Origin of the sequence: Brachyspira suanatina (assembly GCF_001049755.1) — a bacterium.
Classification (GTDB): domain Bacteria; phylum Spirochaetota; class Brachyspiria; order Brachyspirales; family Brachyspiraceae; genus Brachyspira; species Brachyspira suanatina.
Genome location: NZ_CVLB01000001.1, coordinates 1,177,904 through 1,198,735 on the forward strand (window position 1 = coordinate 1,177,904; position 20,832 = coordinate 1,198,735).

A 20,832-nucleotide genomic window follows, 5' to 3' on the forward strand; every position below is an offset into this window, starting at 1 on the left:
ATGCCAGCCTTAAAAAATTAATAATTAATTAAATCAATTTAATGATTTTAATTCTTCAACTTCTTTAGCAAATAATTTCAAAGCACTTTCTACAACTTCAGGCTTAGTCATATCAACACCAGCAACTTTTAGATTTTCTATAGGTGTTCTGCTTCCTCCGCTCTTTAAGAATTTTAAATAATTATCTCTGTTTGTGTAGTCACCTTTAGCATTACCTTCAAGTACTCCATTAGATAAAGCAACAGCAGCAGACATACCAGTAGCATATTTATAAACATAGAACGAACGGTAGAAATGAGGTATTCTCAAAGCCTCTAAATCGCTTGTTTCCTCAAGTACAGCTTTATCTCCGAAATATTTTTTAAGTAAATCTTTATAAACTGTTCTTATAAGTTCTAATGTTGTTGGATTTCCTTCTTCAGCTTCTTTATGAATAATATGCTCAAACTCTGCGAACATAGTTTGTCTGAATACTGTAGCAACAAAGCCGTTTATATCTTTATTAAGTAAAAATGCTTTCACTTCTTTTTTGCTTTCATTTTGCATAAAATAATTAAATAAAAGTTTTTCATTGAAAGTAGATGCTACTTCAGCTTCAAATATACTATAATCATGATGCTGGAAAGGATTATTTTTTCTGCTGTAATAGCTATGCATACTATGTCCTGCCTCATGTGCTAATGTGAATACTGATTCAACGCTTTCATCTCTGAAGTTCATTAATATATAAGGTTCTGATGTATAGCATCCTGCAGAGAATGCTCCGCTTGTCTTACCTTTATTTTCATATTTATCAACCCATCTTGAATTAAGTCCATTTGTAAGAGTTGATACATATTCTTCTCCAAGAGGTGATAATGCTTTGCTTAAAACTGTTATAGCTTCATCAAATGTATGATGTATTTTTACGTCTTTAACTACTGGTGCATATTTATCATATTGTCTGAAATCAGTAATTCCTAATTTGCCAGCACAGTATTCATAGTAGCTATGCAAAGCAGGTAATGCATTATGTACGCTTTCAATTAAACTGTCATAAACGCTTACTGGTATATCATCACCGAATAATTCCATTTCACGTACACTATTGTAATTTCTTATTCTAGCATCAAATATATCCTGCTTGATTTGGCTTGCATAAAGTTCCGCAAATGTATTTTTATGCTTATCATATTCTTTATAGAATTGATTATAGCTGTTTTTTCTTAATTCTCTGTCTTGGCTTTCCTGAAAACTTGAGAATGTAGCATGAGTTAATGTTGTTTTCTCCCCGTTATGTTCTAATTCTCCGAAATTCAAATCAGCATCATTCAAAGTATCAAATATATTTGAAGCAGTTGAAGCTAATTCTCCCTGCAATGCTAATATTCTTTCCTCTTTTTCTGATAATGTATGCGGTTTGTATTTTAGTATATTTCTTAAATAAATTAAATAATCTTTTAGTACCTCATCCTTTAAAAAACTATTCATTTTTTCATCATCAATGCTCATTAATTCAGGATCAAAATAACTTAAATTAGCAGAAAATTCAGAAGCTAATTTTGAAAATCTTGCTATTTTTATATTTGAATCATTGTTAGTTAAATCTTCTGTTTGTTTTAGAAAAGCATAAGAACCTAATTTATCTAATATAATAGATGCATTCATTATAGAGTCTAATATATTTTTTAATTCAGATGCTGATTTTGAAAGATTACCTTTGAACTTTGCTGCTTCTTTTGAAAAATCTTCCATTGATTTAAAATCTTTTTCAAATTCATCATCATTTTTATATAGTAAAGTTAAATCCCAAGTATCTTCTATTTTCACATCTTTTCTTTCTATTAAAGTATTTAATTTATTTTCATTACTCATATGATATTTACTCCTTAATATTTTTTTATAAAAACATTTTTTATTAGTATTTGTAAATTATAACATAATATAGTTTTTTACAAAATAAAAAATAATTATATTTTATTATTATCAATTATTGTAAAAAATAAATAATTAATTGTAAAATTTAAATATATAATTGTTATATTAATAATATAGGAGAATTGTATTTAATGGAAAATTTTAATTTAAACGACATTGAGCAGATAATGACTTTTTATTTGATATTCAATTTTGTCATATTGGCTTGTATTATATATATCATATTATCTTTGATTTTTAGATTATTGCCTGAAAAACAGGAAGAAAACAATAAAGACAATAAAAAAAATAAATCTTTAAAGAAAAAGAAAAAGAAAGATATAATAGATTTATTTTGGACAGAAGATAAAGATAGTAAAACAAGAACAACCATTAAAAGAAGTGTTTTTGTAATATTCCTTGCTTTTACATTATATTATATATTTAATTCTATTAATTTTATAATAGCTAATATAGATGTAGTAAAAAAAGTTTTGAAAATAGAGTGATTTTGTATATTTCCGTATTTATTTTAATTTGTTATATATTATAATGAGATATAAGTAAATATTGGAGGCAATATATGAGAAGAGGTTATATAATAATGGGTATTTTTTTGTCAGCATTATTAACAAATGTATCTTGCAGTTCTAACAATAAAGAAAGAGTTTATCCGGAAGGGGAAGTTAATTTTACAATAGTTCAGACAACCGATATCCATGGAATGATTTTTCCATATAATTTTATAACAGATGAAGAAGAAGATACTTCTATGGCTCATGTATATTCCTATTTAAAGCAATTGAAAAATGAAGGTAAAACTGTTTTATTATTAGAAAATGGAGATTCTTTACAAGGACAGCCTACAGTTTACTATTATAATTTCGTAGCAACAAATGAACCTCATATATGGTCAGAAGTTTTGAACTATATGGATTATGATGTTATAGGAGTTGGAAACCATGATGTTGAGGCTGGACATAGCGTTTATGATAAACTTGCAAAAGAATTAAAAGCTCCTTTATTAGCAGCCAATCTAATAGATGAAAAAACTAAAGAGCCTTATTTTAAACCTTATTCTATAGTAGAAAAGAATGGTGTAAAAATAGCTGTACTTGGACTTATAGAGCCTGCAATAGACAGACAGCTTCCAAAAGTTTTATATGAAGGTTTAGCTACTGAAGATATGGTGGAATCTGCTAAAAAATGGATTAAAGTTATAAAAGATAAAGAAAATCCTGATATGGTTATAGGTTTATTCCATGCCGGAGCTAATCATACAGATGATAAAGAAACATATAAAAATGAAAATGCAAGTCAATTAGTAGCTGAGCAGGTTGATGGTTTTGATATTATACTTGTAGGACATGATCATCAAGGCTGGAGCGGATTAGGTTATGATGAAACTTCAAAACAAAAAACTAAAGAAGTTAAAAGTCCTAGCGGAAAAATAGTACCTATATATGGAGGAGTTAATGCAGCAAGATATATAGCTTCTATTGATGTTTCTATGATTTATAATAAAGATAATAAAGCTTGGGATATAAAATTTAATGGAAATTTATTAGATGTTTCAGAATTTGAAGCAGATAAAGAATTTTTAGAAAAGTTTGCTGATGCAAGAGTTAATATAGAAAAATGGGTTAGCAGAGATATAGGTAATTTAAATACTAAATTAGTTTCGGATGAAGCTATATTCGGAGATAGTTATTTTTTAAGTTTAATACATAAATTACAATTTACAATAGCAGAAAGAGAACTAGGTGAAAAGGCTGATATTTCTTTTGCAGCTCCTTTAAGTAAAGATGCTGTTTTGAATAATGGTATAATAAAAGTAAAAGATATGTTCAATTTATATCCTTATGAGAATTTCTTTTATGTGATGACATTAACAGGAAAACAAATAAAAGATGCTATGGAATATTCTTACGGAAGATGGTTTAACACTATGAATAATATTAATGATCATCTAATAGCTTTTAAGAAGGATGCTAATGGAGAATTAATATTTAATAACAGATATAATTCTTATGACACTGTAACACCTTCATATAATTATGAAAGTGTTGCTGGGTTAAATTATACTGTTGATGTAACAAAGCCTAATGGCGAGAAAGTTATAATAGAATCTCTTTCAGATGGAAGTCCTTTTGAATTGGATAAAGAATATAAAGTAGCTATTAACTCTTACAGAGGAAGCGGCGGCGGCGGACATCTTACTCAAGGTGCTGGTATAGATTTAAATACATTACAGAATATGGATTTAGTATTGAAATCTACTGATAAAGATTTAAGATACTATATAATAAATTGGTTTGAAGAACAAAATGGCCCTATAACAGTAGAAAAACTTAATAATTGGAAAGTTGTTCCTGAAAACTATGTTCAGGCTGGAAAACAAAAAGATTATAAACTTTTATATCCTGACAATTAATAGAATATAATTGAATAAAATTTTTATATAACATATAAAAAAGCCTGTTTGAATAATTAAACAGGCTTTTTTATTTAATTTTATTATAAAAATTATTATTGCAAATTATTAATCTAAATATTAAAATACAGGATAAAATTAAATATAGGTTTTATAAATTATGAGAATAGCTATTTTAGGAGGTACTTTCGATCCTCCTCATTTAGGACATTTAATATTAGCTGATACTGTTATAACAAACTGTGATTATGATAAAGTAATTTTTATACCGGCAAAAATTCCCCCCCATAAAAATATTAGTGGTGAGGTATCAAATGAGGATAGGCTCAATATGCTTAAACTTTCAATAGAAAATGATGGAAGATTTTTATTAGATGAATACGAACTTAATAATGACGGAGTTTCATATACTATTAATACATTAAATTATCTATATAAAAATTATGATATTGAAGGAAAAATAGGACTTATAATCGGAGCAGACTTAGTAAAAGATTTTGATAAATGGAGAGAACCTGAAAAAATAGCTGAAATATCTAATATAACTGTTGTAAATAGGGAAGAAGATAAAAATCTGTATAAAGAAAATATTGATAAATATAATATTAAAGTAATAATGGCTCCTCGTATAGATATATCATCAAGCCTTATAAGAAATAGAATAAAAGAAAAAAAAGGATTCAGATATTTTGTGAAAGAAAAAGTTTATGATTATATAGTATCAAAAAAATTATATTTATAAAATTTAATATAGGACAAATAAAATGAAAAATATAAAATTAATATTGATAATACTTTTTGTTTTTATAGGCAGTCTTTATTCTCAGGAAATGTATCTTCTTAGCGGCCCTACAGGAATAGGCGGTTTAAAAATGATGAAAGATTATAAAGGAGTAAATATTCATTTTGTAAATGCTCCTAATAATATGCTTTCATTAATAGTAAAAGGGGAGGCTGACATAGCGGCAATTCCTGCTAATATGGCAGCTATAATTTTTAACAGACAATTAGATTATAAAGTTATTGCTGTGATATCAGAAACTAAGCTTTTTATAGTATCAGCTAATCCAAAAATACAAACTATAAATGATATAAAAAATAAAACTGTATATTGCGGTACTAAATTGGCAGCTCCAGATTTAATGCTTCAATATTTAATATCAAAAGAAAATCTGCCTAAAGTTAACATTAATTATTCTTTGAGTAATCCTGATTTGGCAAAAGCAGTAGCATCAAAAAATGCCGATATTGCAATATTGCCTGAACCTTTTGTATCTTCTGCAATGCTTGAAAATAAAGATGTCCATATAGTAGTTGAAATGTCTAAGTATATTGAAAATTATCCTGTAGCAGTACTCATCGCAAAAAATACTTTTATTAATCATAATAGAGCATTAGTTCAGGAAGTTTTAAAAGAATATAAAAACTCAACAGATTATATAATAAATAATAAAAATGAAATAGAGACTTTAATAAAAGATTCATCTATGATAATTAATGCCAAAGCTGCTGTTTATGGTATGAATAGAATGGGATTAACTTTTTATACAGGTGAAAAGATGAAATTTGCTTTGAATAGTTATTATAATTTTTTATATAATTTTGATAAGAAATTAATAGGAAATAGAATACCTTCAAATGAATTCTATTATATAGAAAAATAATATATTGCTGCATAATTCAATTAAAAATATAAATTAATTTGAATTATGCAGCATATTTTAATAATTATTTATGTTTTAGTTCGTCTAAATATCCGGAAGATTCAAGTTTTTGTTTAAACTCTTCTTCAGATAATATATTTTTTATACCAATTAATTTAGTACCTTTTTTTTCAGTATGTTTGAAATCATCAATGAAGTTGGTAGGGCAGAAAATTAAATCATAATCTCCTGTTTTACAATGATTCATATCGCAATGGTCAATTGATAGATTTTCTATTCCTAATTTTATCAAAGCCATTTGAGCCTTTTCTTTCATCATTAAACTAGTACCTGTTCCATTTGCACAAACTACTAATACTTTTAACATAATTAACTCCTTAAATATATTAAATATTAATTACCGGATTTTTTCATTAACTCATGTATATGTTTAACTATGTCAAATCCAGCATTTAATGCTTTAGCAATAGATCCTCCTGATTTATATAATATATCTCCTGCTATAAATAAATTTTGAACTGAGCTCTCATGATTTTCATTAACCATAGGTACGCCATGTTCATCTAATTGTATATTACATCTCTTTAAGAAATCTACAGGAGCAACTCCTCCTAAAGCATATATTACTCTGTCATAAGTATCTTCTGTACCATCAGTATAATGTACTAATACTTTTCCTTCTTTATCTTCTATTGAAGTTATATCAATTCCAAGTTTTGCTTTTACTTTTCCGCTTGCTATATCTTCTTTAATAGTCTCCAAATTCTTTTCATTTGGTCTTGTAAACTCAGCTTTTCTATAATTTATTGTAACATTATTATCTTTTCCTAACAAGTAGGCATATTCAACAGCTGAATTTCCTCCGCCTACAACTAATACTTTTTCATTTTCTTTACATTTGTAAATATTGAAATTTACTACATTGTTTAAACTAGCAGGTATAGCATAATCAGGTTTATTAGGTCTGCCCATTTTACCAATAGAAGCTATAACATATTTTGCTAAATATTGTTTATTATCGGAAGTATTTACCTCTAAATATTCACCATTTTTTTTAATAGATTCAACTTCTGTATTAAACATAGCCTCTATATAGTTTCCGAATAGACATTCACTGAATAAGTCTAATACATCGCCTTTAGTTGCAGTTTCGAATTTGATATTTCCTTTTAGATCTAAAGCCTCGCCTTTATAATCTTTATCAACTCTTTTATCATCTTTATAAAATTTTCTAATAGTAGTAGAGTGATTATCACCTTTTTCTATTAAAAGAACTTTTTTCATTTCTAATATGGCAGCCTCAACTGAAGCAGCAATTCCTCCAGGTCCACCTCCAACAATAATTAAATCATATTTATTATCCATAATTTGTCTCCTTTTTTTAAAGTATACAATTAACCTATATTTGAAATAAAGATATTTAAGAAAAATACAAATATGGAATTATGAAGATATAATTAAACGTCTAAATTTTTAACATATCTTGCATTAGATTCAATAAAATCTCTTCTAGGCTTAACTTCATCACCCATAAGCATAGAGAATAACTGATCTGCTTTTTCAGCATCTTCTGTTAATACTTGATACATAAGTCTAGTTTCAGGATTCATGGTAGTTTCCCATAATTGGTCAGCATTCATTTCACCCAAACCTTTGTATCTTTGTATATCATATTTTTTATCTTTATTTTCAGCTAATATTTTATCTCTTTGCTCATCAGAATAAGCATAAACAAAATTTTTCTTGTCGAAACTTATTTTGTACAATGGCGGAACAGCTATAAATATATGTCCTAAATCTATTAAAGGACGCATATATCTAAAGAAGAATGTTAAAAGCAAAGTTCTTATATGCGAGCCGTCAATATCAGCATCTGCCATTATTATAACTCTGCCGTATCTTATTTTTGATATATCAAATGAAGCACCTACACCGCATCCTAATGCTGCTATTATAGGTTTTAAACTTTCATTATCTATAATTTTATCAAGTCTTGCTTTTTCAACATTCAATACTTTACCTCTAAGCGGTAAAATAGCTTGGAAATGTCTGTCTCTTCCGCCTTTAGCAGTACCGCCTGCAGAGTCTCCCTCTACAAGATATACTTCGCATTTATCTACTTCCTGTTCTGAACAGTCAGCCAATTTTCCAGGTAATGAGTCGCTTTCTAATGCATTTTTTCTTCTAGCTAAATCTCTTGCTTTTCTAGCAGCTTCTCTAGCCTGTGCCGCAGATATTATTTTTTCTAATATAGCTTTTATAACTTTAGGGTTTTGTGAGAAATAATCATTTAATCCTTCAACTACAAGTTTTTCTGTTACTGCTCTTACTTCTGTATTACCTAATTTAGTTTTTGTCTGTCCTTCAAATTGAGGATTAGGTATTTTTACAGATACTACAGCAACTAAACCTTCTCTTGTATCTTCACCCATAAATGTTATTTTATTTTTTTTATCCAATTCCAGCTTTTTAGCAAAATCAGTATAAACTCTAGTTAAAGCAGTTCTGAATCCAACTAAATGAGTACCGCCTTCAGTAGTATTAATATTGTTACAATATGTGAATATATTTTCATTATAAGCATCAACATATTGCATAGCAACTTCTACATCTGTTTTGTCTTCATTTTTATGAAGGTATATAGGCTTGTCATGCAATGCTTTTTTATTTTCATTGAGGTGTGTTATGAACATTTCTATTCCGCCCTCATAATAAAATTCATTGCTTACAACTTCTGCTTCTCTTTCATCTATAAGAGTGATTCTTATTCCTCTATTTAAGAAAGCTAATTCTCTAAGTCTGTTAGCTAATATTTTATAGTCATATACTGTTGTTTCAAATATCTCATCATCAGCTTTAAATGTTACAGTAGTTCCGGTTTTTTTGCTTGTTCCTACCTCTTTAACAGGCTCTTCCGGAATACCTCTATGATAAACTTGTCTGTATAATTTACCATCTTTATTAACTTCAGCAATAAGCTCTGTACTTAAAGCATTAACAACGGATACACCTACACCATGCAAACCGCCTGATACTTTATATGTTTCATTATCGAATTTACCGCCTGCATGCAGTTTAGTCATAACAACTTCTAAAGCAGAAATTTTAAGTTTCGGATGCATATCAACAGGAATACCTCTTCCGTCATCTTCAACTTGTATTATATTGCCTTTCTTTATAGTAACAGTTATATTCTTACAATATCCTGCCATAGCTTCATCTATACTATTGTCTACAACCTCATATACTAAGTGATGCAAACCTTGAGCACCTGTAGAACCAATATACATACCAGGACGTTTTCTAACAGGGTCTAGTCCTTCTAAAACTTGAATATTCTTCGAGCTATATGTTTTTTCTGCAGCCATATTTGTAATTTTCCTCTTATTTTATTTTCAAATTTTAATGTATATATTATACAATGAATGACTAAATATTACAAATCAAAATTACAGTATTTTTATCAAAAAATTAGAATATTCTAACTTTTTGATAAAATATTAATTTTTTTATATTTGTAATTTTAAATATAAAATTAAATAATTGACAAAGATTTCAATATATACTATATTATTATACTAATATGAGTAATAATTATGCAAAAGAAATAGACAATGTATTTTCCATAGATGCAATTAATTATATGAGAAAGGCTATAGTGGATGCCTATGGAAATGAAGTATATTTCGGAATAAATTTTAATGCTTATGGTATATTAGATTATATAGAGGTAATGGCTAGAGGAAATAAAGATTCTGTGCCTGCTATAATATCATTATCATTAGAATTTGATGCTGTTATTCATAATCACCCTTCCGGACAGCTTACTCCTTCAAGAGCTGACTTAGCAATAGCAAGTGAACTTGGAAACAATGCAGGGGTAGGTTTTTATATAGTTAATAATGATGTTGAAGATTATTATGAGGTTGTAAAGCCTATAAAATCTGAGAATGTAAAAACTATAGATGCTCCTGAAGCTTTATATATGTTTACAGAAAATGGTACTTTAAGCCAATTATTAAAAAAGTACGAATACAGACAGGAACAAACTGAGCTTGTTGAGGCTACCATAGAAGCATTCAATAATAATAAACATTTAATATCTGAAGCAGGAACAGGAATTGGAAAATCTTTTGCATATTTAATACCGGCTTTATTATGGCTAAAAGAAAATAAAACTAGAATAGTAATTTCTACTAATACAATAAATCTTCAGGAACAAATTATTTCAAAGGATATACCTTCTATTATAGGAGGAATTGCTCCTAGTGTAAAATATGCTTTGGTTAAGGGGCGAAATAATTATGTATGCATAAAAAAAGTTAAAGAAGGTTTAAATGATCATGATAAATTTGATTTTGAAGAGCAGATAAATTTCTTTGAGGATATAGATCATTGGCTTAATATAACCAAAGACGGTTCTATAACAGATTTAGGATATAAACCTAAAGGTGAATTATGGGAAATGGTTTGCTGCGATACTGATACATGCACTCATAGAAAATGCGAATATTTAGAAGATTGTTATTTTTATAAGATGCGTAAGCAGTTAAATGCCGCACAATTATTGATAGTTAATCATCATATACTTTGTGCTGATTTATCCCTTTATGCAGAAACAGCAGGAAGATACAGCCTCCTTCCAAGATATACAAAAGTTTTAATAGATGAGGCACATAATTTTGAGAATTCAGCATCAAGCTATTTCGGAGATGAGGGAAGTAAAAACGGAATTTTAAAAGCACTTTTCTATCTTTCAAGAATAAAGAAAAATAAAAGACTTGGGGTTATAGAAAGTATTAATAATATGCTTAATGAAAAAAGAGCATTAATTGAAAAGCATGAATATGATGAAATACTTGATTTGATAAATAAAGCACATGATCTCACTTCAAGGGTAAGAAATGTTGTTGAAGATAAATCAAAAGAATTCATAACATATTGTCATAAAAACATTCAGACTAAAGAAGGATTAGGTTATAAATTTAGAATAAGCCCTGAACTTGTTATGACTCAGCATTGGCAGAATGAAGGATTAAAACCATTAAGAGAAATGGTGCTTTCAATGACTTCTCTAGTTAATATATGCGATAAATTATATAAAAAGTTTTTTGATATTGCTATTGAAAAAGATTTTGATTATGAAGAAATAGCCCAAATGTCCAATGCTTATTTAGAAAGACTTAAAAGACAATTAGTATCATTAAACTCAACTATAGATTATAAAAAAGATGAATATATAAGATGGGTGGAAACAAGACTCACCAAGAAAGGAAATCTCATTCTTAATTGGCATTTAACTCCTGTAACTGTAGCAAAGAATTTAAATGACTTCTTATATTCAAGATTTGATACTGTGGCAATGTACTCTGCTACTTTAACAGTTTCAAAGAGTTTTAATTTCTTCTCAAATAGATTGGGATTTGATTTTATAGAAAAAAATAAAAAAATAGAAATATATTTAGAATCGCCGTTTAATTATGAGGATAATGCAAGACTCTATATAGCAACAGATATGCCTGATGTAGCTGCGGATACATTTAATGACTTCACTTCAAAAGTATTGCTTCAGGTATGCAATATAACAGGAGGAAGAGCTTTTATACTTTTCACTTCTTTTGCATCACTTATGAATGTATATGAAAACACATCAGAAAAATTGAAAAGTAAAAATATAAATGCCCTAGCCCAAACTGCTTCAATACATAGACATACTTTGCTTGATATGTTCAAAGCATCTTCAAACAATGTACTTTACGGAGTTGATTCATTTTGGGAAGGAGTTGATGTTGCAGGAAAGAATTTGGAAGTTGTTATAATACCAAAACTGCCTTTTGCTGTACCAACCGATCCTATAAGTGAGGGAAGATACAGATATATAGAAGAAAATGGAGGAAATGCATTTTTAGATTATGCTCTGCCTTTTGCAGTTATAAAGTTCAAACAGGGATTCGGACGTCTTATAAGAAGCAAAGATGATAGGGGAGTTGTATTTGTTCTCGATAAAAGACTTTATACAAAAACTTATGGCTCTCAATTCATTCAATCTCTTCCTAATGCCAAAATTTTAAGAGGAAGTATGAGAGAAATTTTCAATGATATGAATAATTTTTTTGATTATTAATATACTAAATTATGAGTGATGAAATTATTTGCAGAGAATATACAGAAAATGACCTGCCCTTTTTAACTGATATTGTAATAAAAGTTTGGGGATTCGATGATATATTATCAGAAAAAAATGCCAAACTAATAGCTGAATTAAATTTATACTCATTTCTTAATACTGCTTCATTTGCTAAAATAGTATTAAAAGATAATATACCTGTTGGTTTTTTAATAGGTAAAATAATAAATTCAGAAACAAATAATATATACGAAAATAAAATAAAAAAAATAAAATCTAAAATTTCAAAAAATATTGAAGGTATAATTTCTTTATTAGTATATAAAAAAATAAAATCAATAAATAATAATCTATACAAACAAGCTAACAAAAATTATGATGCTGAACTTTCATTTTTTGCAGTAAGCAAAGATTCTCAAGGACTTGGTATAGGAAAAGCACTTTTTCAGCAATTTAGTGATTATTTGAAAGAAAATAATATTAACGATTTTTATTTATATACTGATACTTATTGTAATTATAAATTTTATGAACATTTTGAAATGCATAAAAAGAAAGAAAAACATTTTTCAATACCATTTACAAGTAAATTTGATATAGATTTTTATTTATATGACAAAGAATTATAATTTCTTATTGTTTATGATAAAATATTATTGTAAAAGTTTTATAAGAGTATATTATTAAATTATTAGATATTTTATAAATAAAAATGAATTAGGAAGTAAATATGAAAGGCTTAGTATATTTAGGAAATAAAAAAATAGAATTAAAGGAAATAGAAAATCCAAAAATTATAGATAGTAAAGATGCTATAGTAAAAGTTACATTATCTAGTATATGCACAAGCGATTTTCATATAATAAACGGAGCAGTACCAAGAGCAAAAGAAAATATAGTTCTTGGACATGAATTTGTAGGTGAAGTTATAGAAGTAGGAAGCGATGTAAAAAAATTAAAGAAAGGCTACAGAGTTTCAGCAAACTGTATAACTTTCTGCGGTGAATGTTATTATTGTAAGAATGGTTTTATAAATAATTGCGAAAAAGGAGGCTGGGAAATAGGCTGCCGTATAAATGGATGTCAGGCTGAATATGTGAGAGTTCCTTATGCTGATATGGCATTAAATATACTTCCTGAAAATGTAACTTATGATAATGCATTATTTGTGGGTGATATTTTAGCCAGTGGATATTTCGGTGCTGAGCTTTGTGAAATAAAAAATAATGATACTGTTGCTGTAATAGGTTCAGGACCTGTTGGGCTTTGTGCTATGATGAGTGCAAGAGTTTTCGGTGCTGAAAAAATAATAGCTATTGATATAAATGAAGATAGATTGAATATTGCAAAAGAAAATAAATTAGCAGATTTTTTTATTAATCCTAATAAAGTTAAAAATATAGAAGAATATATAAAAGATATGAATAACGGCAGACTTTCTGACAGCACTATAGAAGCTGCAGGAGGAGAAAATACATTTGAATTAGCTTGGAAGATTGCAAGACCTAATTCTGTTGTAGCTTTAGTTGCTATGTATGAAAAGCCTCAAATACTGCCTTTAAATATAATGTATGGAAAAAATTTGATATTCAAAACAGGTGGAGTAGATGCTGTTCATAGTGATGAAATTTTAAAGTTAATATCAGAAGGAAAATTGAATACTGATTTTCTTATAACTCATAGAATAAAATTAGATGATATATTAAAAGGATATGATATTTTTGATAATAAAAAAGATAATTGTATAAAAATAGCCGTACATTCCAATTAAATAATTATATTAATATGCAAATACTTTACAATTTCTAATTATAAGTTATAATCCATTTTCAAGTATTAATAAAAAATACCTATAAGGGGTTATAAAAAATGTCTGAAAATAAGTTAATTAATTCAAACAGTAAAAAAATAATATATTTTATATTAGTATTTGCATTAATAATAATTTCTTCTATTCCAGCAAATGTATATACATTATTATTTGATACTACATACGATCTTGAAAAATTAATTTACAATATGATTTTTAATAGTTTTTATTTTCAAATATTTTACTTTTTTTGTTATTCATTTTTATTTAGTGTAAACAGCAATTTTGAAAATGTTAATAAAAGAACAATACTAATAACATTTTTATCATTTTTACTTTTATTTTTACTTAGCATATTTACTTCAGCACCATTAAAAGATTCAATACCTGATATGCTTAATTTTTTTATGTCTAATATAATGATTAATAAAAGTATATTAGCTTCTATAATGTTTTTTATTATAATACTTTTAGCTGATAATAATTTTAACATGAAAAATAATACATATAATAGTTTTACTAAGCTAGGAGATATAATTGTATTTTCTACAATAGCTGAAATTATTGCATTTGTATTTTGGGTATTTATTGCTTTTTTATATGATAAATTTATTTTTAGAACTGATATAGCAGCTGATTTTGAATCGTTAATTGAAAAACTTCTTTTTATGTCTATTATATTTGTTATTTCTATAATACCTTTTATATTTTTCTTTGTGCAAAAGAGATTTAAAACTGTTTTATCAATATATATTTCTCGAGGATTATTATTTTTATATTCATTTTTAATATTTGCTTTATTTTTTGCATTACTATATGAACCTATAAGACCTTTTGACAATACTAAGTCTTTTATAATTTATAATGCATTATTAATTTTATCTGTTCTTACTTTATACTTTATAAGAGCTGACTATAAAGCTGGAGTCATAACAAAAGCAATGTATATAATATTTCCTATACTGGCATTTTTATTTAATATATTGGTATTGTGGGCAAGCATATACAGAGTAATTATTTCTGAAAATAAAATAAATGAAATTTCTATTGCAGTTCTTAATGCGATAATAATTGTTAATTTAATATATATCATAATACAAAATATAAAGTCTATAATAAAGATATTTAAAAATAATATTAATATAAATGAGGCAGTGATTGGAAATAATAAAATATACAGTTTTATTTATATTTATGGTATCTACTCATTTATTTTTTCTTTTATAGCTCCAATTATAATGGTATTTTTAAAAGATAAATAAAAGTTTAATAATTTAAAGAGGTTTATGAATTATGAAAAAGCTAATATTTATTTTATTTTTATTTAGTCTGTATTTATATAGTCAAACTGATAATAAAAGTAAAGCTTATGAAAGATTAAGAGAATATGTGAATGAAGGCAATATTAGAGAAGCTGAAAATATTCTTAAACAACATAATGTCAATATTAATAATCTTGATTATGAAGATTTTACATTATTATCGATTGCAGTTATGGATAATAATATAGAAATGGCTGAGCTTTTTTTGAAATATAAGGCAGATGTTAATACTGTAGTAGGTGATGGAGATACAGCATTGATACTTGCAGTTGATAATAATAATATGGAAATGGTTAAACTACTTTTAAGTCATGGTGCTGATATTGATTATCAGGGCTTTAGAGGAAGAACTGCATTATTTTGTGCTTTAGAATATAATAGAAAAGAAAATATTGAAATGGTAAAACTATTAATAAAAAATAAAGCAGATGTTAATATAGCTTATGATGGAGATTATGGAAATGAAAAAACACCTTTAATGTATGCTGCTATGAAAGGCTATAAAGAAACAGCAAAAATATTAATTGAAAATAAAGCCGATATAAATAAAAAAAATATTCATAAAGCCAATGCTTTGATTTATTCTTATATGTATGGACATGAGGATATAGCAGATATTTTACTTCAAAATGGTTCTGATTCTTTGGATAAAAGTTTGAAAGGTTGTAAGCTTCTTAATAAAGAAACTTTATTTAGTTATAGATTAATAAATGCAGCAGAGTATTCTACCAATGAAGTTTTTTTACAAAATCTTATTGATAATGGTGCAGATGTAAATTATAAAAATTATGATAAGAAAACAGCATTAACAGAAGCAGCTTCTTATAATAATATTAATGCTGTAAAAGTACTTCTTAAAAATAATGCCAATGTAAATGTTCAAGATTACTATGACATGACAGCATTGATGAAGGCTTGTCGTAACGGAAATTTAGAGATGACAAAAATGCTTTTAGATGCTGGTGCTGATAAAAGTATAAAAAGAGGTAATCATGATGCATTGTATTATGCTAGAGAATACGGAAAAAATGAAGAAATAATAAAATTACTTACAAAATAGTTATAATCTTTATAAAAAGTGCATGCATATTTTTTATATGTATGCACTTTTTTTATTCTAATAATATTTCATAATTGAAATTTTAATTATTCTAATTTATGATATGTTAAAATAACAATACATATGGATGGTACTATTATGAAAAAATTGCTTATATTATTTAGTGTGTTTTTATTTAGCCTATGTTTATACAGTCAAACTTCTGATGAAAGTGAAGTTTATAAACAATTAAAAGATTATGTAAACAAAGGCAATATCAAAGAAACTGAAAATATTATAAAAAAATATAATGTTGATTTAAATCATTATTATGATGAAAATTATACATTATTAGCGTATGCAGTTACGAATGATAATATGGAAATGACTAAGCTTCTTTTAAAATATAAAGCAGATGTTAATGCTCCGTCATACGAAGGAATGAGTGCGTTAATACTATCAGTTATTTATCATAAAAATATAGAAATGGTTAAACTACTTTTAAGTTATGGTGCTGATATTAATCAAAAATGCGATTTAGAAGGTAATGCATTATTTTATGCTTTAGATTATTATACTAAAGAAAATATTGAAATGGTAAAATTTTTAATTGCAAATAAAGCTGATGTTAATATATTATATCATGGATTCGATGGAAATGAAGAAACACCTTTAATGTATGCTGCTATGAAAGGCTATAAAGAAACGGTAAAAATTTTGATCGCAAATAAAGCTGATGTTAATAAAAGAAATAGAAATAATGCGAATGCTTTGCTTTATGCTTATATGTTCGGGCATAAAGATATAGTAGATATTTTACTTCAAAATGGTTCTGATTCTTTAGATAAAACTTTGGAAAGCTGCGATCTTAATCAAAGAACTTTCCTTAGTATGAGTATTCCATTAGTTACTGCAATAATACATTTAGATGATGATGCGTTTTTACAGAAGTTAATTGATAATGGTGCAGATGTAAATTGCAGAGCTTTTGATGACAATACTGCATTAATGGTGGCAGCTTCAGTTAATGATGCAGGTGCTGTAAAAGTGCTTCTCAAAAATAATGCTGATGTGAATCTGAAAAATAGATATGGTATAACTGCATTGATTAATGCTTGTATGAACGGAAATTTAGAAATAGCAAAAATGCTTTTAGATGCTGGTGCTAATAAAAGAATAAAAAGTAATGAGAAAAAAGATGCATTATACTATGCCAAAATAAAAGGAAAAAACAGAGAGTTAATAAGACTTCTTGAATAATAGTTAGAATCTTAATTCTAAAAAGTGTATGCATTATATGTATGCACTTTTTTATTCTTGAAATATTACATAATTGAAATTTTGATAATTATAATTTATTATATAAAACAACAATACATACAGAGGGTTTACTATGAAAAATTTTATTTCTATAATTGCAAGCATTATTTTAATGATTGCTATAATTTCATGCGGAGGCGAAAACAAAGAAACAAATCAATCAGAACAAAATACTCAAACAAATGAACAAGTATATATCAATCCAACAACTACAAATAATAATAATACAGATATTGATATCAATGTTAATGAAAATAATGATATTAATAAAACTAAATATACTAATGAATATATTCAAGGTACAGAGTTAGATCCTATGCCTACAGGATATAGCAAAATAGATGAAATACTTAATGAACATAAATATAAAGCACCAATATATGAAATATCAAAATTATTAGCAGAGGAAGGACTAGAAGGAAAAATCACTGAATATACAAATTTTAGTGATAAATATATATATAAAGTAAATAAAGATTCTACTCCTTTGTTTTTGGCGGTACAATTCGGATATAATGATTTGGCAAAAGAACTTATAAAAGAAGGTGCAGATGTTAATGCCAGAGCAAATGATATGGAAACAGAAGACGGTATTGATATGCTTTATTATGCTGTTGAAAATAATAATGTTGAAATGAGTAAAATCTTAATTGATGAAGGACTTGATGCAGGCAGAGATTATGGTTTTGAATATACTTATTATTTAACAGATATTGCTATTGACAACAATAATCTTGATATGCTTAAAATACTTGTAGAAAGCGGAGATATTGATTTGGAATCAAGCTTAATTCCTGATGCCATAGAAGAAAATAATATAGAAATAGTTAAATATTTAATATCTATAGGACAAGATGTAAATGCTCAAATATTTGCAGATGGACTTTGGATTAACTCTCCTATGAAAGTAGCAGCTGAAAATGGCAATATAGAAATAGCTAAACTTTTAATTGATGAAGGTGCCAATTTAAACTCAAGCGATGATTATATAGGTCCAGCTATTGATTATGGTAATTATGATATAGCTAAATTATTAATAGATAATGATGTTTTTAATCTTAATACTAATACAACTAAAGAACAAGCTATAACATTAGCAAAAGATCAAAAATATTATGAAATAGAAAAATTATTATCAAGCGAAGATTCAAACAATATAGCTGGATATGATGAATTAATGAATGCTGTATCAAAAGGAGATATGAAAGCATTAGAAAAACTTATAAAAGATGATACCGATTTAAATAAACAATATGATAATATTACACCTCTTAATTTAGCTGCTGCTAGAAATGATAAAGAAATGGTGAAATTTTTATTAGAGAAAGGTGCTGATATAAATTTAGAAGATGGATATGGATATACTCCTTTAATAATAGCAATTAAGTATCGTAATATTGGTTTAGCTAAAAATATTATTGATTTAAAGCCTGATTTAAATGCTATATGTTCAGCAACAGGGGATACTCCTTTAACATATTTAGTAAATGCCAACAAGTACGGCGGTGTAGCAGATCTTTGTTATTATATGATAAAAAATGGTGCTGATATAAATAAAAAGAATAAGGAAGGAAATACTCCATTAATGATTGCAGCTGCAAGTTATAATTATTCTATTGTGGGAGTTCTTGTAAATATGGGGGCTGATTATAATATTAAAAACAAAGAAGGAAAAACAGCCATTGATATTGCTTCAGCTAGAGATGATAGTTCAGCACTTCATCACATGACTAATCCAAGCGATTTAGAACATTATCTTAGTTATTAATAAATAATAAAAAAGTGTATGCATTATATATGTATGCACTTTTTTATTTTCTGTTTAAAAATTTTTAGTATATATAATTTATAAAATATAACTATTTTAACAATTTACAATTATAAATTATAATCAATTTCTTAGTATTAATAAAAAATACCTATAAGGGGTTATGAAAAATGTCTGAAAATAAGCTTATGAATTTGAGCAGTAAAAAAAGATTATATCATATATTAGTATTTACCATAATAATAATATCTTCTCTTCCTATAAGTATACAAATATTATTATATGATATTGATCATAATGCTGACAATTTCTATTCAACAATTATTATTAATAGTTTTTATTATCAAGTATTTTACTTTTTTTCTTATTCATTTTTATTTATTATAGATAGTAATTTAGAAAATATTAATAAAAGAACAATACTAATAATATTTTTGTCATTTTTACTTTTATTTTTGCTTGGCATATTTACTTCAGCACCATTAAAAGATGAAATACCTGCTATGCTTGAATTTTTTAAATCTAATATAATGATTAATAAAAGTATATTATCTTCTATAATCTTTTTTATTATAATAGTTTTATCTGATAACAATTTTAATATAAAGAATAATACATATAATAGTTTTACTAAATTAGGAGATATAATACTGTTTTCTGTAGCATCAGAAATTTTATTAGCAATAATATTATTCTTAATTATTAAATTGCTAGAATTAGTAGAATCGCTAGAATTTTTGGCATTTATGGTATTTTTATTTTTTGGTTTAATGTTATCTGTTTTTTCTGAAGAACATGGAAATACCTTAGCCTTAAAACTGATTTTGATTTTTATTGTATATTTATCTACTTTAATACCGTTTATATTTTTCTTTGTGCAAAAGAGATTTAAAACTGTTTTATCAATATATATTTCTCGAGGATTATTATTTTTATATTCATTTTTAATATTTGTTTCATTTTTTGCCTTACTATATGAACCTATAAGACCTTTTGACAATACTAAGTCTTTTATAATTTATAATGTATTATTAATTTTATCTATTATTACTTTATACTTTATAAGAGCTGATTATAAAGCTGGAATCATAACAAAAGCAATGTATATAATATTTCCAATAATAGCATTATTATTTAATATATTAGTATTAGGAGCAAGCATATACAGAGTAATTATTTCAGAAAATAAAATAAATGAAATTTCTATTACAGTTCTTAATATAATAATAGCTGTTAATTTAGTATATATTATAATACAAAATATAAAGTCTATAATAAAGATATTAAAAAACAATATCAATATAAATGATGTTATAATTGGGAATAATAAAATATACAGTTTTATTTATGTTTATGGTATTTACTCATTTATTTTTTCTTTTATAGCTCCTATGATAATGGTATTTTTAAAAGATAAATAAAAGTTTAATAATTTAAAGAGGTTTATGAATT

At 26.2% G+C, this 20,832-nt stretch carries 16 protein-coding genes; 12 read left to right on the forward strand and 4 right to left on the reverse strand.

Annotated elements, in window-relative coordinates; translation table 11 throughout:
* Nucleotides 1–33: 33 nt before the first annotated feature.
* Entirely contained in the window at nucleotides 34–1,854 is a 1,821-nt protein-coding gene (gene pepF / locus BRSU_RS05195; RefSeq protein ID WP_048594223.1) for an oligoendopeptidase F, read from the reverse strand.
* Between the two features lie 194 nt (nucleotides 1,855–2,048).
* Between pepF and BRSU_RS05200 the strand changes: the two genes are divergently transcribed.
* The 4 genes from BRSU_RS05200 to BRSU_RS05215 all read left to right on the forward strand — a co-directional run bounded on the left by BRSU_RS05200 (nucleotide 2,049) and on the right by BRSU_RS05215 (nucleotide 5,994).
* Nucleotides 2,049–2,405, forward strand: coding sequence for a hypothetical protein (locus BRSU_RS05200; protein WP_048594224.1), 357 nt, complete (start codon nucleotides 2,049–2,051; stop codon nucleotides 2,403–2,405).
* Between the two features lie 74 nt (nucleotides 2,406–2,479).
* Nucleotides 2,480–4,330 (forward strand): bifunctional metallophosphatase/5'-nucleotidase, encoded by a 1,851-nt coding sequence (locus tag BRSU_RS05205; RefSeq protein ID WP_048594225.1) that lies wholly within the window; start codon nucleotides 2,480–2,482, stop codon nucleotides 4,328–4,330.
* Between the two features lie 160 nt (nucleotides 4,331–4,490).
* Nucleotides 4,491–5,072 (forward strand): nicotinate (nicotinamide) nucleotide adenylyltransferase, encoded by a 582-nt coding sequence (nadD, locus tag BRSU_RS05210; RefSeq protein WP_048594226.1) that lies wholly within the window; start codon nucleotides 4,491–4,493, stop codon nucleotides 5,070–5,072.
* A gap of 22 nt (nucleotides 5,073–5,094) precedes the next feature.
* The gene (locus BRSU_RS05215; RefSeq protein ID WP_048594227.1) at nucleotides 5,095–5,994 is read left to right on the forward strand and encodes an ABC transporter substrate-binding protein; all 900 of its coding nucleotides are present in this window, start codon (nucleotides 5,095–5,097) and stop codon (nucleotides 5,992–5,994) included.
* A 64-nt stretch (nucleotides 5,995–6,058) separates the two neighbouring features.
* Here BRSU_RS05215 and BRSU_RS05220 read toward each other — a convergent pair whose 3' ends face one another.
* From BRSU_RS05220 to gyrB, 3 genes are all read right to left on the reverse strand, one after another.
* Nucleotides 6,059–6,361, reverse strand: a complete 303-nt coding sequence (locus BRSU_RS05220; RefSeq protein WP_048594228.1) for a PTS sugar transporter subunit IIB — start codon at nucleotides 6,359–6,361, stop codon at nucleotides 6,059–6,061.
* 26 nt (nucleotides 6,362–6,387) lie between these two features.
* Nucleotides 6,388–7,359: an NAD(P)-binding domain-containing protein gene (locus BRSU_RS05225; protein ID WP_048594229.1), complete on the reverse strand. Its 972-nt coding sequence runs from the start codon at nucleotides 7,357–7,359 to the stop codon at nucleotides 6,388–6,390.
* 92 nt (nucleotides 7,360–7,451) lie between these two features.
* The gene (gyrB, locus tag BRSU_RS05230) at nucleotides 7,452–9,362 is read right to left on the reverse strand and encodes a DNA topoisomerase (ATP-hydrolyzing) subunit B (protein ID WP_048594230.1); all 1,911 of its coding nucleotides are present in this window, start codon (nucleotides 9,360–9,362) and stop codon (nucleotides 7,452–7,454) included.
* Nucleotides 9,363–9,577: 215 nt separating this feature from the next.
* Between gyrB and BRSU_RS05235 the strand changes: the two genes are divergently transcribed.
* The 8 genes from BRSU_RS05235 to BRSU_RS05270 all read left to right on the forward strand — a co-directional run bounded on the left by BRSU_RS05235 (nucleotide 9,578) and on the right by BRSU_RS05270 (nucleotide 20,801).
* Nucleotides 9,578–12,118, forward strand: a complete 2,541-nt coding sequence (locus tag BRSU_RS05235) for a helicase C-terminal domain-containing protein (RefSeq protein WP_048594231.1) — start codon at nucleotides 9,578–9,580, stop codon at nucleotides 12,116–12,118.
* Nucleotides 12,119–12,129: 11 nt separating this feature from the next.
* Complete coding sequence (locus tag BRSU_RS05240; RefSeq protein ID WP_048594232.1) at nucleotides 12,130–12,750, forward strand: GNAT family N-acetyltransferase; 621 nt, start codon at nucleotides 12,130–12,132, stop codon at nucleotides 12,748–12,750.
* A 101-nt stretch (nucleotides 12,751–12,851) separates the two neighbouring features.
* Entirely contained in the window at nucleotides 12,852–13,892 is a 1,041-nt protein-coding gene (locus BRSU_RS05245; protein ID WP_048594233.1) for an alcohol dehydrogenase, read from the forward strand.
* Between the two features lie 98 nt (nucleotides 13,893–13,990).
* Complete coding sequence (locus tag BRSU_RS05250; RefSeq protein WP_048594234.1) at nucleotides 13,991–15,193, forward strand: hypothetical protein; 1,203 nt, start codon at nucleotides 13,991–13,993, stop codon at nucleotides 15,191–15,193.
* A gap of 31 nt (nucleotides 15,194–15,224) precedes the next feature.
* Complete coding sequence (locus BRSU_RS05255; protein WP_048594235.1) at nucleotides 15,225–16,313, forward strand: ankyrin repeat domain-containing protein; 1,089 nt, start codon at nucleotides 15,225–15,227, stop codon at nucleotides 16,311–16,313.
* A gap of 138 nt (nucleotides 16,314–16,451) precedes the next feature.
* Nucleotides 16,452–17,552 carry an ankyrin repeat domain-containing protein gene (locus BRSU_RS05260; RefSeq protein ID WP_048594236.1) on the forward strand — a complete coding sequence of 367 codons (1,101 nt, stop codon included), beginning with the start codon at nucleotides 16,452–16,454 and terminating at the stop codon, nucleotides 17,550–17,552.
* A 133-nt stretch (nucleotides 17,553–17,685) separates the two neighbouring features.
* Complete coding sequence (locus BRSU_RS05265) at nucleotides 17,686–19,380, forward strand: ankyrin repeat domain-containing protein (protein ID WP_048594237.1); 1,695 nt, start codon at nucleotides 17,686–17,688, stop codon at nucleotides 19,378–19,380.
* 170 nt (nucleotides 19,381–19,550) lie between these two features.
* Nucleotides 19,551–20,801: a hypothetical protein gene (locus tag BRSU_RS05270; protein WP_048594238.1), complete on the forward strand. Its 1,251-nt coding sequence runs from the start codon at nucleotides 19,551–19,553 to the stop codon at nucleotides 20,799–20,801.
* Nucleotides 20,802–20,832: the final 31 nt, after the last annotated feature.

Bases quoted from the DNA above. Each gene is read 5' to 3' on its own strand.
- BRSU_RS05260 (WP_048594236.1), top strand. From the start codon at position 16,452: ATGAAAAAATTGCTTATATTATTTAGTGTGTTTTTATTTAGCCTATGT.
- BRSU_RS05220 (WP_048594228.1), bottom strand. From the start codon at position 6,361: ATGTTAAAAGTATTAGTAGTTTGTGCAAATGGAACAGGTACTAGTTTA.
- BRSU_RS05240 (WP_048594232.1), top strand. From the start codon at position 12,130: ATGAGTGATGAAATTATTTGCAGAGAATATACAGAAAATGACCTGCCC.
- BRSU_RS05255 (WP_048594235.1), top strand. From the start codon at position 15,225: ATGAAAAAGCTAATATTTATTTTATTTTTATTTAGTCTGTATTTATAT.
- nadD (WP_048594226.1), top strand. From the start codon at position 4,491: ATGAGAATAGCTATTTTAGGAGGTACTTTCGATCCTCCTCATTTAGGA.
- BRSU_RS05245 (WP_048594233.1), top strand. From the start codon at position 12,852: ATGAAAGGCTTAGTATATTTAGGAAATAAAAAAATAGAATTAAAGGAA.
- pepF (WP_048594223.1), bottom strand. From the start codon at position 1,854: ATGAGTAATGAAAATAAATTAAATACTTTAATAGAAAGAAAAGATGTG.
- BRSU_RS05205 (WP_048594225.1), top strand. From the start codon at position 2,480: ATGAGAAGAGGTTATATAATAATGGGTATTTTTTTGTCAGCATTATTA.
- gyrB (WP_048594230.1), bottom strand. From the start codon at position 9,362: ATGGCTGCAGAAAAAACATATAGCTCGAAGAATATTCAAGTTTTAGAA.
- BRSU_RS05225 (WP_048594229.1), bottom strand. From the start codon at position 7,359: ATGGATAATAAATATGATTTAATTATTGTTGGAGGTGGACCTGGAGGA.
- BRSU_RS05265 (WP_048594237.1), top strand. From the start codon at position 17,686: ATGAAAAATTTTATTTCTATAATTGCAAGCATTATTTTAATGATTGCT.
- BRSU_RS05215 (WP_048594227.1), top strand. From the start codon at position 5,095: ATGAAAAATATAAAATTAATATTGATAATACTTTTTGTTTTTATAGGC.
- BRSU_RS05270 (WP_048594238.1), top strand. From the start codon at position 19,551: ATGTCTGAAAATAAGCTTATGAATTTGAGCAGTAAAAAAAGATTATAT.
- BRSU_RS05200 (WP_048594224.1), top strand. From the start codon at position 2,049: ATGGAAAATTTTAATTTAAACGACATTGAGCAGATAATGACTTTTTAT.
- BRSU_RS05250 (WP_048594234.1), top strand. From the start codon at position 13,991: ATGTCTGAAAATAAGTTAATTAATTCAAACAGTAAAAAAATAATATAT.
- BRSU_RS05235 (WP_048594231.1), top strand. From the start codon at position 9,578: ATGAGTAATAATTATGCAAAAGAAATAGACAATGTATTTTCCATAGAT.